The 13,992-nt window shown below is 63.7% G+C and carries 14 protein-coding genes; 13 read left to right on the forward strand and 1 reads right to left on the reverse strand.

All coding sequences use genetic code 11. From position 1 onward, the window contains the following. Window positions 1-99: 99 nt before the first annotated feature. The gene (gntR, locus tag AC0L2O_RS16395; protein WP_369724495.1) at window positions 100-1,200 is read right to left on the reverse strand and encodes an HTH-type transcriptional regulator GntR; all 1,101 of its coding nucleotides are present in this window, start codon (window positions 1,198-1,200) and stop codon (window positions 100-102) included. Between the two features lie 204 nt (window positions 1,201-1,404). Here gntR and AC0L2O_RS16400 point away from each other — a divergent pair, with 204 nt between their 5' ends. From AC0L2O_RS16400 to AC0L2O_RS16460, 13 genes are all read left to right on the forward strand, one after another. Beyond that, window positions 1,405-2,466: an ABC transporter ATP-binding protein gene (locus tag AC0L2O_RS16400; protein ID WP_369724493.1), complete on the forward strand. Its 1,062-nt coding sequence runs from the start codon at window positions 1,405-1,407 to the stop codon at window positions 2,464-2,466. Between the two features lie 47 nt (window positions 2,467-2,513). Continuing rightward, on the forward strand, window positions 2,514-3,827 hold the full coding sequence (locus AC0L2O_RS16405) for an ABC transporter substrate-binding protein (protein ID WP_473370429.1): 1,314 nt from the start codon (window positions 2,514-2,516) through the stop codon (window positions 3,825-3,827). Between the two features lie 65 nt (window positions 3,828-3,892). Beyond that, complete coding sequence (locus tag AC0L2O_RS16410) at window positions 3,893-4,840, forward strand: carbohydrate ABC transporter permease (RefSeq protein ID WP_409189150.1); 948 nt, start codon at window positions 3,893-3,895, stop codon at window positions 4,838-4,840. Between the two features lie 2 nt (window positions 4,841-4,842). Beyond that, window positions 4,843-5,718, forward strand: a complete 876-nt coding sequence (locus tag AC0L2O_RS16415; RefSeq protein ID WP_369724489.1) for a carbohydrate ABC transporter permease — start codon at window positions 4,843-4,845, stop codon at window positions 5,716-5,718. Window positions 5,719-5,808: 90 nt separating this feature from the next. Continuing rightward, the gene (gene denD, locus AC0L2O_RS16420; RefSeq protein ID WP_473370430.1) at window positions 5,809-6,795 is read left to right on the forward strand and encodes a D-erythronate dehydrogenase; all 987 of its coding nucleotides are present in this window, start codon (window positions 5,809-5,811) and stop codon (window positions 6,793-6,795) included. Between the two features lie 23 nt (window positions 6,796-6,818). Next, the gene (locus AC0L2O_RS16425) at window positions 6,819-7,787 is read left to right on the forward strand and encodes a sugar kinase (protein WP_473370431.1); all 969 of its coding nucleotides are present in this window, start codon (window positions 6,819-6,821) and stop codon (window positions 7,785-7,787) included. 13 nt (window positions 7,788-7,800) lie between these two features. After that, on the forward strand, window positions 7,801-8,451 hold the full coding sequence (gene eda / locus AC0L2O_RS16430) for a bifunctional 4-hydroxy-2-oxoglutarate aldolase/2-dehydro-3-deoxy-phosphogluconate aldolase (RefSeq protein ID WP_409189147.1): 651 nt from the start codon (window positions 7,801-7,803) through the stop codon (window positions 8,449-8,451). Between the two features lie 55 nt (window positions 8,452-8,506). After that, entirely contained in the window at window positions 8,507-9,676 is a 1,170-nt protein-coding gene (locus tag AC0L2O_RS16435) for an acetyl-CoA acetyltransferase (protein WP_369724483.1), read from the forward strand. A gap of 123 nt (window positions 9,677-9,799) precedes the next feature. After that, on the forward strand, window positions 9,800-10,006 hold the full coding sequence (locus AC0L2O_RS16440; RefSeq protein WP_369724481.1) for a hypothetical protein: 207 nt from the start codon (window positions 9,800-9,802) through the stop codon (window positions 10,004-10,006). A 116-nt stretch (window positions 10,007-10,122) separates the two neighbouring features. Further along, complete coding sequence (locus AC0L2O_RS16445; protein ID WP_409189146.1) at window positions 10,123-11,322, forward strand: CaiB/BaiF CoA transferase family protein; 1,200 nt, start codon at window positions 10,123-10,125, stop codon at window positions 11,320-11,322. 151 nt (window positions 11,323-11,473) lie between these two features. Further along, on the forward strand, window positions 11,474-12,610 hold the full coding sequence (locus tag AC0L2O_RS16450) for a thiolase family protein (protein WP_409189145.1): 1,137 nt from the start codon (window positions 11,474-11,476) through the stop codon (window positions 12,608-12,610). Beyond that, entirely contained in the window at window positions 12,607-12,966 is a 360-nt protein-coding gene (locus tag AC0L2O_RS16455) for a Zn-ribbon domain-containing OB-fold protein (protein WP_473370432.1), read from the forward strand. Before AC0L2O_RS16450 ends, AC0L2O_RS16455 begins: the two co-directional genes overlap by 4 nt. Before the next feature lie 484 nt (window positions 12,967-13,450). Further along, entirely contained in the window at window positions 13,451-13,978 is a 528-nt protein-coding gene (locus AC0L2O_RS16460) for a carboxymuconolactone decarboxylase family protein (RefSeq protein ID WP_473370433.1), read from the forward strand. The last annotated feature ends 14 nt before the right edge of the window (window positions 13,979-13,992 follow it).

A 13,992-nucleotide genomic window follows, 5' to 3' on the forward strand; every position in this document is an offset into this window, starting at 1 on the left:
TCACTGGTGTTCGTCTTGGGTTGTCGGCGTGTGCGATGCCCAACGGCGTGAGCTATGGCCTGGCTCCCGTTGGTGGGTCGTTTCCTCACAAGCTCGATATTAATCATGGCTGCTTGGTAACGCTACCATTTTGTTCTCGACGCCCGCACCGGACAGGATTGGCCTGGTGTCCGATCGCCGCAACGACGAACTCTGGCGCTCCATCACCTTGAAGCCGAGGTCGAGCACCGGCCGCTCCGGCCGCCGCCCTTCGATCGCATCGATCAGCATGGTGGCGGCGGTTCGGCCCATCTCATAGCGGTTGGTGCGCACACTGGTGAGGGTGGGGACGGCAGACGCCATGAATTCGAGGTCGTTGAATCCGATGATCGCCATCTGCTCGGGGATGGCGATCTCGCGGCGGCGGCATTCAAACAGCACGCCGAGCGCAAGGTCGTCATTGGCACAGAACACCGCATCGATATCAGGCTCCCGCCCCAGGAGATCGGCAAACAGGGCGCCGCCGAGCGTCACCGAGGTGGGGGTCGCAGTCGTGACGACGAGACGTTGCTCGAAAAGTCCGGCTTCCTTCATCGCGGCCTGATAGCCGTCGAGCCGCCGCTGCACCCGTGGATCCATGCGCGCACCGAGGAACCCAATCCTGCGGTGGCCTTGCTCCAGCAAATGGTCAAGCGCGGCACGCGCCGCATCATAGTGCGAAAAGCCGATCATCATGTCGACCGGGTTGGGCCCGAGCTCCATGATCTGCACGATCGGGCAGTCGGCCGCTTCCAGCATCGTGCGCGATTCCGCGGTCTGGTCGATCCCCGTGACGATCAGTCCGGCCGGCTTCTGCGCAAGAAAGATGCGCAGAAGCTTCTCCTCCTGGAGAATACTGTAGCGTGTGTTGGACAATTGGATCGAGTAACGGCTGTTCTCGGACGCATGATAGATGCCGCGCAGCACGTCCGAGAAGACGTTGTTGGTCAGCGACGGAATCAAGACACCGATCACTTCCGTGCGCTGCGACGCCAGCGCGCGTGCCGCCAGGTTCGGCACATAGCCGAGCTCCCTGGCCGCGCTTTCAACCCGCGCCCGTTTGGCGACCGACAGCGCCTCCGGATTGCGAAAGAAGCGGGAGGCGGTGATCGGGCTCACACCGGCGTGCTCGGCGACTTCTGCCAGCCGGATTTTGCCTGACTTGGTGCGCTTTCGACCCATAGGCTGCTCTTAACACAGTCACTTCCGCAAACAAAGGAACGTTGACAGCGCTACCAGCAACGAATAACCAAAGACCAAATTGCCAAAACCGCGCAAACTGCCGACAATGTGGCCGGTTACGAGCGGGCTTCGTTCGGCGAAGTTCACAAAAACAAGACGGTGGCGGCGCGACAATTGCGTCGTCGAGTCGAAGGAGGGAGCTAAATGTCGTCTGTGCAAATCCGCGACGTGCGGAAATCGTTCGGCAATTTTGAAGTCCTGCACGGCGTCTCGATTCCGATCGAGGATGGCCAGTTCGTCGTCCTGGTTGGCCCCTCCGGCTGCGGCAAGTCGACGCTCCTGCGCATGCTCGCGGGCCTCGAGAACATCACCTCCGGCACGATCTCGATCGGCGATCGGGTCGTCAACAATGTCCAGCCCAAGGAGCGGGACATTGCGATGGTGTTCCAGAACTACGCGCTCTATCCGCACATGACGGTTGGCGAGAACATGGGCTTCTCGATGAAGCTGCGCGGCGAGAGCACCGAGGAGATCAACAAGCGGGTCAAGCGCGCCGCCGAAATTCTCGCGTTGTCGCCGCTGCTCGATCGCTATCCGCGCCAGCTCTCCGGCGGTCAGCGGCAGCGCGTCGCTATGGGCCGCGCCATCGTGCGCGATCCCCAGGTGTTCCTGTTCGACGAGCCCTTGTCGAACCTCGACGCCAAGTTGCGCGTCGCCATGCGCACCGAGATCAAGGAACTGCACCAGCGGCTGAAGACGACCACCGTCTACGTCACCCACGACCAGATCGAGGCCATGACCATGGCCGACAAGATCGTCGTGATGCATGACGGCATCGTCGAGCAGATGGGCACACCGCTCGAGCTCTACGACACGCCGGAGAACCAGTTCGTCGCCGGCTTCATCGGCTCGCCGGCGATGAACTTCCTGAAGGGCCATGTGCGCGTCAATGGCGTTGCGAGCTTCGAGGGGCCGAACGGCGTCAAGCTGCCGCTCAAGACCGCGCCGACCGCGTCCGATGGCCGGCCTGTGGTCTACGGCGTCCGCCCTGAGCATTTCACCATCGCCGACGATGGCGCCGAAGCCGAGATCGTCGTGGTCGAGCCGACCGGCTCCGAGACGCAGGTGTTTGCGAAGCTCGGCGGTGAGCAGGTCGTGGCCGTGTTCCGTGAGCGTCACCAGTTCAACCCGGGCGACAAGGTCCGGCTGAAGCCCGATCCGTCCGTGATTCATCTGTTCGACGAGGCGACCGGTAAGCGCGTGTAACGACGAAAAAAAGAACCAAAACAAATAGAAAATTCAGGGAGAGAACTATGAGCGATTTTGACAGGCGAAGTGTGCTCAAAGCGGGCCTCGGCGGCGCGGCCCTGCTGGCCGGCCCGGGGATCGTCCCGGTTCGTGCGGCGGAGTGGACCAACAAGCCGGAACCGAACGCTTCGATCCGCGTGTTGCGCTGGAAGCAGTTCATCCAGGCCGAATTCGACAAGTTCGCCGAGCAGACCAAGAAGTTCTCCGAAAAGACCGGCGTGAAGGTGAAGCTTGAGGCCGAGAGCTGGGAAGACATCCGCCCGAAGGCCGCCGTCGCCGCCAATGTCGGTGCCGGTCCCGACCTGATCATCGGCACGCTCGACGATCCCCACAAGTTTCCGGAAAAGCTGATCGACGTGACTGACGTCGCCGACTATCTCGGCAAGCAGTATGGCGGCTGGTATCCGGTGGCCGAGAAGTACGGCAAGAAGGGCAATGGCTGGATCGCGATCCCGCAAGGTGCGACCGGCGGCTGCTTGAATTACCGCATCAGCCACATGAAGGCTGCTGGCTTCGAGGAGTTCCCCAAGGACACCGACGGCTTCCTCAAGCTGTGCCAGGCCTTGAAGAAGAACAACACGCCGGCCGGCTTCGCGCTCGGCCACGCCACGGGCGATGCCAACGGCTGGTGCCAGTGGGCGCTGTGGGCGTTCGGCGGCAAGGTCGTCAATGAGAAGAACGAGGTCGTGATCGACTCGCCGGAGACCATTGCGGCGCTCGAATACGTCAAGCAGCTCTATGCAACCTTCATCCCGGGCGTGCTGTCGTGGAACGACTCGAACAACAACAAGGCATTCCTGAACGGCGAACTCAGTCTGACCCTGAACGGCATCTCGATCTGGACGGTCGGCAAGAACTCCCCCGATCCGAAACAGCAGGAGATCGCCAAGGACATGAATCACGCGCCGATGCCGATCGGCCCCGTCGGCGTGCCCACAGAGCAGCAGAACGTGCTGGTCTATTACGGCTACAAGCACTCAAAGTATCCGAATGCGGTCAAGGAATACATCAAGTACATGATGGACAAGGAGAACTACGACGCGTGGGAAGTCTCCTCCAATGGATACGTCTCGCCGCCGCTCCCGGCCTACAATGACAACCCGGTGTGGACCTCCGATCCCAAGATCACGCCGTATCGCGACTGCCTGAAGCGCTGCCGTGACAACGGCTATGCCGGCGATCTCGGCTACGCCTCGGCCGCCGTCATGGGCGACTTCGTCGTGGTCGACATGTTCGCGGAGGCGGCCTCCGGACAGGCCACGCCGAAGGAAGCGGCAGCCCGTGCTGCCGAGCGCGCCAAGCGCTATTACCAGGTCTGATCTGCTCCAGTCCGCGCGGCGTCCGGTTCGCCGGACGCCGCAACTATTCTGTCAGGGAGTCCGACATGGCAGTTATGGCCGAGCCCGTCGCCGCGCATCTCAAGCGCAGCAGCCTGTGGTCGAGGGCGTTCGAAAGCCGGAACTTTCTGGGCGCGATGTTCATGGTGCCGGCTATCGCCATCCTTGTGCTGTTTCTGGCTTACCCCTTGGCGCTGGGTTTCTGGCTCGGCATGACCGATACCAAGATCGGCGGTGTCGGGCGCTACATCGGCTTCCAGAACTTCGTCTCGCTGTCCAAGGACTCGGTGTTCTGGCTGTCGGTCTTCAACACCATCTTCTACACGGTCGCCGCCAGCATCATAAAATTCGCGATCGGACTCTATCTGGCGCTGCTGCTCAACGAGCGGCTGCCGTTCAAGTCGATCATCAGGGCGATCGTGCTGCTGCCCTTCGTGGTGCCGACGGTGCTCTCGGCGATCGCGTTCTGGTGGATCTACGACAGCCAGTTCTCGATCATCTCCTGGGTGCTGATCAAGGCGGGCCTGATCTCGCACTATATCGACTTCCTCGGCGATCCCTGGAACGCGCGCTGGTCGGTGGTTGTCGCCAACATCTGGCGCGGCGTGCCCTTCGTCGCCATCACGCTGCTCGCGGGGCTCCAGACCATTTCGCCCTCGCTCTATGAGGCCGCCAATCTCGACGGTGCGACCAATCTGCAGCGCTTCCGCCACATTACCCTGCCGATGCTGTCGCCGATCATCGCGGTGGTCATGACATTCTCGGTGCTGATGACGTTCACCGATTTCCAGCTGATCTACACCATCACGCGCGGCGGGCCGATCAATGCCACGCATCTGATGGCGACCCTGTCGTTCCAGCGCGCCATCACCGGCGGCAATCTCGGGGAGGGGGCGGCGATCTCGAATGCGATGATCCCGTTCCTGGTCGCCGCGATCCTGCTCAGCTTCTTCGGACTTCAGCGGTCTCGCTGGCAGCAGGGCGGGAGGGACTGACCATGACCACGGTGGACGACCAAAGCGTCGGAATGTCCTATTTGGAAAGCCTGCCGCGGAGATTTCTCCGCGTCTATCTTCCGCTCGGCCTGATCATGTTCTTCCTGCTGTTTCCGTTCTATTGGATGGCGGTTGCGACGTTCAAGCCGGACGCGGAGATGTACGACTACGAGAAGTACAATCCGTTCTGGATCCTGCATCCGACGTTCGAGCACATCAACAAGCTGTTCTTCGAGACCGATTATCCGCAGTGGATGTGGAACACGGTGATCGTCTCGGTGTCCTCGACCTGCATCTCGCTGTTTGCCAGTGTGTGCGCGGCCTACGCGATCGAGCGGCTGCGCTACAAGGGATCGCGCTACGTCGGCCTGGCGATCTTTCTGGGCTACCTCGTGCCGCCCTCGATCCTGTTCATTCCGCTCGCGGCGATCGTGTTCCAGCTCGGCCTGTTCGACGGCAATTTGGCGCTGATCCTGACCTATCCGACCTTCCTGATCCCGTTCTGCACCTGGCTCCTGATGGGCTACTTCCGCACCATTCCCTATGAGCTCGAGGAGTGTGCGCTGATCGACGGGGCGACGCGGCTCCAGATCCTGACGAAGATCACGCTGCCGCTGTCCCTGCCGGGGGTGATCTCGGCCGGCATTTTCGCCTTCACATTGTCGTGGAACGAGTTCATCTATGCGCTGACCTTCATCTCCTCATCCGAGAACAAGACCATCCCGGTCGGCGCCATTACGGAGCTCGTCAATGGCGACGTCTACCATTGGGGCGCGCTGATGGCCGCAGCCCTGACCGGTTCGGTCCCCGTAGTTATCCTTTATTCCTTCTTCGTGGAGTACTATGTGTCGGCAATGACCGGCGCCGTGAAGGAGTGATTGCGGGGCCAGCCTTGAGAGCGCGCCAAGGGAGCGTGAGGAGAACGCACCAGGAGCGGCGCGTTCCGGCCAATAAAAAGGAGTAGGCTCTTGCACATTCTGGTTCTGGGCGCCGCCGGCATGGTCGGCCGCAAATTGTGTGAACGGCTGTTGCGCGATGGCCGGCTCGGCAAGAGCGAGATCACCAAGCTGACCATGCATGACGTGGTCGAGCCGAAGAAGCCGGAAAAGGCCGGTTTCGCGGTCGAGACGGTGTCCGGAGACTTTGCCGTGCCGGGCGCGGCTGAAAAGCTGATCGCCGGCCGCCCGGACGTGATTTTCCACCTCGCGGCGATCGTGTCCGGCGAAGCCGAGCTCGATTTCGACAAGGGCTACCGCATCAATCTCGACGGCACGCGGATGCTGCTCGACGCGGTGAGGCTTGCGGGCGGCGGCTACAAGCCGCGTGTGGTCTTCACGTCCTCGATCGCGGTGTTCGGTGCCCCGTTCCCGGACGCAATCGGCGACGAGTTCTTCCACACCCCGCTATTGAGCTACGGCACGCAGAAGGCGATCGGCGAATTGCTGCTCGCCGACTATTCGCGCCGCGGCTTCCTCGACGGCATCGGCATCCGCCTGCCGACCATTTGCATTCGGCCCGGCCTGCCCAACAAGGCGGCGTCGGGCTTCTTCTCCAACATCCTCCGCGAGCCGCTGGCCGGCAAGGAAGCGGTGTTGCCGGTCTCCGAGGACGTCCGCCACTGGCACGCCACGCCGCGCTCGGCCGTCGGCTTCCTGCTCCATGCCGGCACGATGGATCTCGCCGCCGTCGGCCCGCGCCGCAACCTCACCATGCCCGGCCTGTCGGCCACGGTCGGCGAGCAGATCGCGGCCCTGAAGCGGGTCGCTGGCGACAAGGTGGCCGCGCGCATCAAGCGGGAGTCGGATCCCTTCATCGTCGGCATCGTCGGCGGCTGGCCGCGCAACTTCAATCCGAAGCGGTCGCTCGAGCTCGGCTTCACCACCGCCGAGAGGACGTTCGACGATATCATCCGCATTCACATCGAAGACGAGCTCGGCGGCAATTTCGTCGCGTGATCTGTGACTGAGCGGGTAAAGTGATGGCGAGCGTTGCTTGCATCGGCGAATGCATGGTCGAGCTTCGGCAGGCCCAAGGGGGGCAACATGCCGGGCAGGGTGGTGGCCTATATTCGCGTGGCTTCGGCGGAGACACCCTCAACACCGCCGTCTATCTCGCGCGGCTGGAGGTCAAGGTCGACTATCTCACCGCGCTTGGCGACGACGGCTTGAGCGATGAGATGGTCGCGGCCTGGACCGCGGAGGGGGTCGGGACCCGACGGGTCGTGCGTGTGCCGGGAAAGCTACCCGGCCTCTACATGATCCAAACCGACGGCAATGGCGAGCGCCAGTTCTTCCACTGGCGCGACAGCGCGGCCGCGCGCCGGCTGATGGATCTGCCGGAGACGGACGAGATCCTCAACTCGCTGATGAGCTACGATATCGTCTATCTCTCCGCCATCACGCTCTCGATCTACGACGCAGCCGGGCGCGAGCGCCTGTTCGCCGCGATCAAGCGCGCACGCCTGCTCGGCACCCGATTCGTGTTCGATACCAATTTTCGTGCCCGCGGCTGGCCCGATCGCGATGTTGCGCGCGAGGTCTTTGCTGCGGCCTTCGCAGGTGCCGATATCGTGCTGACCTCGACCGAGGACCTGCACGCGCTCTATCCGGGCGAGAGCCGCGATCAGCTGATGGCGCGCATCCCCACGCCCGAGCTCGTGTTCCGGCTCGCCGAGCCGGTGAGCCTGTTGCGCTTTCCGGGCGGGACGAGCGAGGTACGCGCCGAACCCATGACCAAGCCCGTGGTCGACACCACCGCCGCCGGCGACAGCTTTGCCGCGGCCTATATTGCCGCCAGGCTCGGCGGTTCCGGTTCGGTCGAGGCCGCCCAGGCCGGGCATCGGCTCGCCAGCCTCGTGATCTGCTATCCCGGTGCCATCATTCCGGGCTATGCCATGCCCCCGAAGAAGCGGCACCGGCCGGCGACCTCTCGCCAGGCAACCAAGTAAAGAAGCGACAACGATGACCACGACTGCCCAACAGAACCACCTCGCCGCGCTGTTCAAGGCAGCGACCGTTATTCCCGTCCTCACCATCGAGCGTATCCAGGATGCCGTGCCGCTGGCGCGTGCGCTGGTTGCCGGCGGCGTCCGCACGCTGGAGGTCACCTTACGGACCCCCGTTGCGATCGAGGCCGCGAGGGCGATGATGGCCGAAGTCCCCGAAGCGATCGTCGGCATCGGCACGATTCTCAATCCGGCCGACTTCGCTCGGGTCGAGAAGCTTGGCGTCAAATTCGGCATCAGCCCGGGCTTGACGCCCGATCTCCTGAAGGCCGCGGCCGACAGCAGCTTGCCGTTCGCGCCGGGCATTGCGACCGCGTCCGAGTTGATGATGGCGCTGCCCCATGGCTTCGATATCGCAAAGTTCTTCCCGGCCGAGCAGGCCGGCGGCATCAAGGGCCTGCGCGCGCTCGGCGGTCCGTTCCCGAATGTGCGGTTCTGCCCCACCGGCGGCGTCGGCGAGGCCAATGCGGCAAGCTGGCTCGCCGAGCCCAACGTCGTGGCGGTCGGCGGTTCCTGGCTGTGCCCGACGGCGGAGATCAGGGCCGGGAACTGGGCCGGCATAACTGCCATCTGCCAGCGCACGCTCAAGGCCCTGAAAGCCGGGTGAAGTCTCGCCGTCCTTGAGCTAAGACTAGGGTCAGCAAAAGACGAGGGAGATGACCATGACCGCCAGCATCGTCGGATGGGCGCATACGCCGTTCGGCAAGTTCGACACCGAAACCGTCGAAAGCCTGGTCACGCGCGTTGCCAACGAGGCGATGGCCGATGCCGGCATCTCCGCCTCCGATGTCGATGAGATCGTGCTCGGCCATTTCAACGCTGGCTTTTCGCCGCAGGATTTTACCGCCTCGCTGGTGCTCCAGGCCGACCCCAAACTGCGTTTCAAGCCGACCACTCGCGTCGAGAACGCCTGCGCCACGGGATCAGCCGCTGTGCACCAGGGGGTGCGCGCGATTGCCGCGGGCGCGGCCAAAATCGTGCTGGTCGTCGGTGTCGAGCAGATGACGCGCACGCCGAGCGCCGAGATCGGCAAGAACCTGTTGAAGGCGTCCTATCTGCCCGAGGACGGCGACACGGTTGGCGGATTCGCCGGGGTGTTCGGCAAGATCGCCAGCTCCTACTTCCAGAAATACGGCGACCAGTCCGATGCGCTGGCGCTGATCGCGGCCAAGAACCACAAGAACGGCGTCGCCAATCCCTTCGCCCAGATGCGCAAGGATTTTGGCTTCGAGTTCTGCCGCGCCGAGAGCGAGAAGAACCCTTACGTCGCGGGTCCGCTGAAGCGCACCGACTGCTCGCTCGTCTCCGACGGCGCCGCAGCGCTGGTGCTGGCCGACGCCGAGACCGCCAAGGGCATGAGCAAGTCGATCGGCTTCCGGGCGACCGCGCACGCCCAGGATTTCCTGCCGATGAGCAAGCGCGACATCCTCCAGTTCGAGGGCTGCACGGTCGCCTGGCAGCGCGCGCTGGAGAAGGCGGGCGTTGCGCTCACCGATCTCTCCTTCGTCGAGACCCATGATTGCTTCACCGTTGCCGAGCTGATCGAGTACGAGGCGATGGGCCTGACGCCGAAGGGGCAGGGCGCGCGCGCCATCAAGGAAGGTTGGACGCTCAAGGAGGGCAAGCTGCCGGTCAATCCGTCCGGCGGCCTGAAGGCCAAGGGCCATCCGATCGGCGCCACCGGTGTCTCCATGCACGTGATGACCGCGATGCAGCTTGCGGGACAGGCGCCCGAGGGCATGCAGATCAAGAACGCCACACTCGGCGGCATTTTCAATATGGGCGGTGCGGCGGTCGCGAATTACGTCTCCCTGCTGGAGCCGTTGAAGTAGAGTCGCGTACGGCGGGCAAAGGCGCGCAAGCGCCGTGCCCACCTTCTCTCTTGCGCTAGATCATGGTGGGCACGCTTCGCTTGGCCCACCCTACGGCTCCTGATTGATTTGCTGGGATGTATCATGAGCAATGACTACGAAGACTCGCTCTCTCTCGAAGCCCTCAACGATCGCATCGCGATCCTTGAGGACAACATCCGTCAGCTGATCGAGCAGGCCGCGGCGGCGTCGGGTGAGCAGAGCGAGTCGCGGATCGCCGACCGCATCAGCGCGCAAAACGAGGAGCTCGACCGTCTCCTCAAGGTTCGCGAAGCCCGCCAGAAGAAATAAGCGGCGTCGCCTGCGCATGCCGCCATACGTTGGCCGCCCTTGCTCCTCGCGTGCTGCTGCCGTTAGCTGAACCGATCGCGAGCCGCGACTGGAGCCCGCGCAATCGGGAGTGAACGATGGGGCCGCTGAAAGGCATCAAGGTCATCGACATGACGACCGTGCTGATGGGCCCCTACGCGACCCAGATGCTCGGCGACTACGGTGCCGACGTGATCAAGATAGAGTCGCTGGACGGTGACGTCACCCGCCTGATCGGGCCGATGCGTCACGCCGGCATGGGCCCGGTGTTTCTCAACACCAACCGCAGCAAACGGTCGATCTGCCTCGATCTGAAGAAACCCGCCGGCCGCGAAGCGGTGCTCCGGCTTTTGAAGGACGCCGACGTTCTCGTTTACAACGTGCGCCCGCAGGCGATGGCCCGGCTTCAGCTCGGCTTTGACGTCGTCTCCGAAGTCAACCCGCGGCTGGTCTATGCCGGCGTGTTCGGCTTCGGTCAGGATGGGCCTTATGCCGCCAAGCCCGCCTATGACGATCTGATCCAGGGCGCCACCGCGTTGCCGGCATTAATGGCGCAGACCGGCGACGGTGTGCCGCGCTATGTGCCGAACGCGCTGGTCGACCGCATCGTCGGCCTCACTGCCGTCGGCGCGATCTGCGCCAGCCTCGTGCATCGCGACCGCACCGGCCGCGGCCAACGCGTCGACATCCCGATGTTCGAGACCATGGCCGGCTTCGTCATGGGCGACCACATGGGCGGGCTCACCTACGAGCCGCCGCTGGACAAGGGTGGCTACGCGCGTCACCTCTCGCGCGACCGCCGGCCCTACAAGACGTCGGACGGTTATCTCAGCGTCATCGTCTACAATGACAAGCAGTGGAACAGTTTCTTCGAAGCAACCGGTCGCGATGATCTGCGGGCGGACGCGATGTTCGCGACCTTCGCCGGTCGCGCCGCCAACATCGATGTCGTCTATGCGGAGCTTGCGCGCATTTTCGAGACGCGTACCACGGCCGAATGGATCGACCTTCTCACCAAAGCCGACGTGCCGGTGATGCCGATGCACGACCTGCAGGGCGTGCTGCATGATGAGCATCTGGAGGCGACCGGTTTCTTCCCGGTCGTGGACCATCCCACGGAGGGCCCGATCCGGAGCATGAAGGTGACGGCCACCTGGTCGGAGACCGAAGCCGAACCGGTGCGGCTGGCGCCGCGGCTCAACGAGCACGGCGCGGAGATCCTGCGCGAGATCGGCTACTCCGTGGATGAGATCGCGACCATGGTCCGCGATGGCGTGACACGTTCGCTGCCGGAGTAGAGGAGGCAGTGATGGCGCAAACTCTCTCATCCGTCATTCCGGGGCGCGCCCTTTGGGGGCGCCAGACCGGAATCCATCCATCCCCAGGCATGCCGTACGATGGATTCCGGGCTCGCGACTTCGTCGCGCCCCGGAATGACGGGGTAGGACCATGAGCTTCATCAGCGGCGTCGGCCTCACGCCTTTCGGCAAGCATGAAGGCTCGTCTTCGCTCGACCTGATGAGCAACGCAGCCCAGCTCGCGCTCGACGATGCCGGGCTGAACCGCGCCGAGATCGACGGAATCCTCTGTGGCTACTCCACCGTCTCGCCGCATATCATGCTCGCGACCGTGTTCGCCGAGCATTTCGGCATCCGCCCGGCTTACGCCCACGCCGTGCAGGTTGGCGGCGCGACCGGGCTTGCGATGACCATGCTCGCGCATCATCTGGTCGAGGCCGGCGTGGCGCGCCACGTCCTCGTTGTTGCCGGCGAGAACCGTCTCACCGGGCAGAGCCGCGACGCCTCGATCCAGGCGCTGGCCCAGGTCGGCCATCCCGATTACGAGGTGCCGCTGGGCCCGACCATTCCCGCCTATTACGGCCTCGTTGCCAGCAGGTACATGCACGAATACGGCGTGACCGAGCAAGATCTCGCCGAGTTCGCGGTGCTGATGCGGGCGCATGCCCGCACCCATCCCGGCGCGCAATTCCAGGAGCCGATCACGGTCGCCGATGTGATGGCGTCCAAGCCGGTGGCGATGCCGCTCAAGCTGCTCGACTGCTGTCCGGTGTCCGACGGCGGCGCCGCTTTCGTCATCAGCCGCGAGCGGACCGGAGCGCTGGGGGTCCGCATTCGCGGTTGCGCCCAGGCGCACACGCATCAGCATGTCACGGCCGCACCAGGCTTCGGGGAGCTCGGCGCCGAGATCTCGATCGCGCGCGCCAAGCAAGCCACCGGCCTTGCGATCTCCGACGTGCGCTACGCCGCCATCTACGACAGCTTCACCATCACGCTCGCGATGCTGCTGGAAGACCTTGGGCTGGCCGGCCGCGGCGAGGCGGCCGCGCGCGTGCGCGCCGGTCATTTTGGCCACGACGGTGGGATGCCGCTCAACACCCATGGCGGCCTGCTCAGCTACGGCCATTGCGGCGTCGGAGGCGCCATGGCGCATCTGGTCGAGGCGCATTTGCAGATGACGGGACGGGCGGCTCATCGCCAGGTGCGGGACGCCTCGGTCGCACTGCTGCATGGCGACGGCGGCGTGCTGTCGTCGCATGTCAGCATGTTTCTGGAGCGGGTGCGATGAGTGAGCGTCTGGCGGACTGGACCAAGGGCGAACAGGCCATCACCTATCAGACCTGCGGCGCGTGCGGTCACGTGCAGTATTTTCATCGCGCCTTCTGCGCGGGCTGCGGCGCAGCTGATCCGCGCGCTCAGCGCGCCAGCGGCAAGGGCAGGGTCTACGCGACGTCGCTGGTCTGCCGGGCCGCCACGCCCGAGACCCGCGCCCATGTGCCCTACAACATCCTGCTGGTCGATTGCGCCGAGGGCTTTCGCATGATGGCGCATGGCGAGAACGGCCTTGCGATCGGCGACGAGGTCGATGCGAGCTTCAGACCGTTCGCGGGAAAGCTCGTGCCGTTCTTCATGAGGAGGAAATAGTGGGATTCGTCATTCGGGGGCGGTCCTGAGAGACCGAGCCTGGAACGGGTATTCTGGGCCTGGCCTGTGCGAGAGCCACCCCGGAATGACGAAAACGCTTACAACTCTTGCTAGCGCCCGTAGAACAAGATACTGGCGATGACCAGCATCGCCATGACCGCCAGCATATGCGCGAGCGCCCCCGAGGCCGCCCCCTTGGTGGCTTCCTTCATGCCGTTTTCTCCCTAGACCTGGGCGTGACTCATCGTTGTGCGAGCCGCACACCCGATGGCCAATTATTTTACTCGGAACACCCCACTTCGAGTACTCGCTGCAATGTGTCCCCATGCGGCGAATATCGACTGTGCCAAGGTCGATCAGCAATGCGGCGGCATTTTGACTCGATGTTGTTGCTCGTGCGGTCGCGCACGAATAGAGTTTGGGGGAACTTAGCCCGACAACGACAATAAGCATCAAAGGCTCCAGGAAGCACTCAAGGCAAATCATGGCCCGCATCGACTACAGCGACCCGTCCAAAGCGTCCGACCGCACCCGCGAAATTCTCGGCAAGAACCGCAATGCCAACATCTTCCGGATGATGTCGCATTCGCCGAGTTATTTTGAGCAGTATTGCCGGCTCGGCGGCGCCATCCGCCACAAGGGAGAGCTCGATCCGATCGTGCGCGAGCTCGCGATCACGCGCACCGGCATCTTGTGCGAGGCGCCGTACGAGATCGTCGCGCACAAGCGCATCGGCAAGAATGTCGGCGTCACCGACGCGCAGAACGAGGCGCTCGCGAACTGGCAGTCGGCGTCCTGTTTCAATGAGGTGCAGCGCGCGGCGCTCGCTTTCACCGACGAGGTCGTCAAGCTGCACAAGCCGACAGACGCGACCTTCAAGGCGATCGCGTCAAAACTAACGCCCGCCGCACTGGTCGAGCTGCAGCTCTCGGTCGGATTCTACATCATGACCTCGAAATTCCTGGAAACGTTCGAGATCGATCTCCAGCCGGTCACGGAAGTGGTGGGCTGATCCGACAACTGCGG

The organism is Bradyrhizobium sp. Kon10 (assembly GCF_055807395.1).

Bases quoted from the DNA above. Each gene is read 5' to 3' on its own strand.
- AC0L2O_RS16435 (WP_369724483.1), top strand. From the start codon at position 8,507: ATGACCGCCAGCATCGTCGGATGGGCGCATACGCCGTTCGGCAAGTTC.
- AC0L2O_RS16450 (WP_409189145.1), top strand. From the start codon at position 11,474: ATGAGCTTCATCAGCGGCGTCGGCCTCACGCCTTTCGGCAAGCATGAA.
- AC0L2O_RS16410 (WP_409189150.1), top strand. From the start codon at position 3,893: ATGGCAGTTATGGCCGAGCCCGTCGCCGCGCATCTCAAGCGCAGCAGC.
- AC0L2O_RS16460 (WP_473370433.1), top strand. From the start codon at position 13,451: ATGGCCCGCATCGACTACAGCGACCCGTCCAAAGCGTCCGACCGCACC.
- AC0L2O_RS16400 (WP_369724493.1), top strand. From the start codon at position 1,405: ATGTCGTCTGTGCAAATCCGCGACGTGCGGAAATCGTTCGGCAATTTT.
- AC0L2O_RS16455 (WP_473370432.1), top strand. From the start codon at position 12,607: ATGAGTGAGCGTCTGGCGGACTGGACCAAGGGCGAACAGGCCATCACC.
- AC0L2O_RS16405 (WP_473370429.1), top strand. From the start codon at position 2,514: ATGAGCGATTTTGACAGGCGAAGTGTGCTCAAAGCGGGCCTCGGCGGC.
- AC0L2O_RS16440 (WP_369724481.1), top strand. From the start codon at position 9,800: ATGAGCAATGACTACGAAGACTCGCTCTCTCTCGAAGCCCTCAACGAT.
- AC0L2O_RS16415 (WP_369724489.1), top strand. From the start codon at position 4,843: ATGACCACGGTGGACGACCAAAGCGTCGGAATGTCCTATTTGGAAAGC.
- eda (WP_409189147.1), top strand. From the start codon at position 7,801: ATGACCACGACTGCCCAACAGAACCACCTCGCCGCGCTGTTCAAGGCA.
- AC0L2O_RS16445 (WP_409189146.1), top strand. From the start codon at position 10,123: ATGGGGCCGCTGAAAGGCATCAAGGTCATCGACATGACGACCGTGCTG.
- gntR (WP_369724495.1), bottom strand. From the start codon at position 1,200: ATGGGTCGAAAGCGCACCAAGTCAGGCAAAATCCGGCTGGCAGAAGTC.
- AC0L2O_RS16425 (WP_473370431.1), top strand. From the start codon at position 6,819: ATGGCGAGCGTTGCTTGCATCGGCGAATGCATGGTCGAGCTTCGGCAG.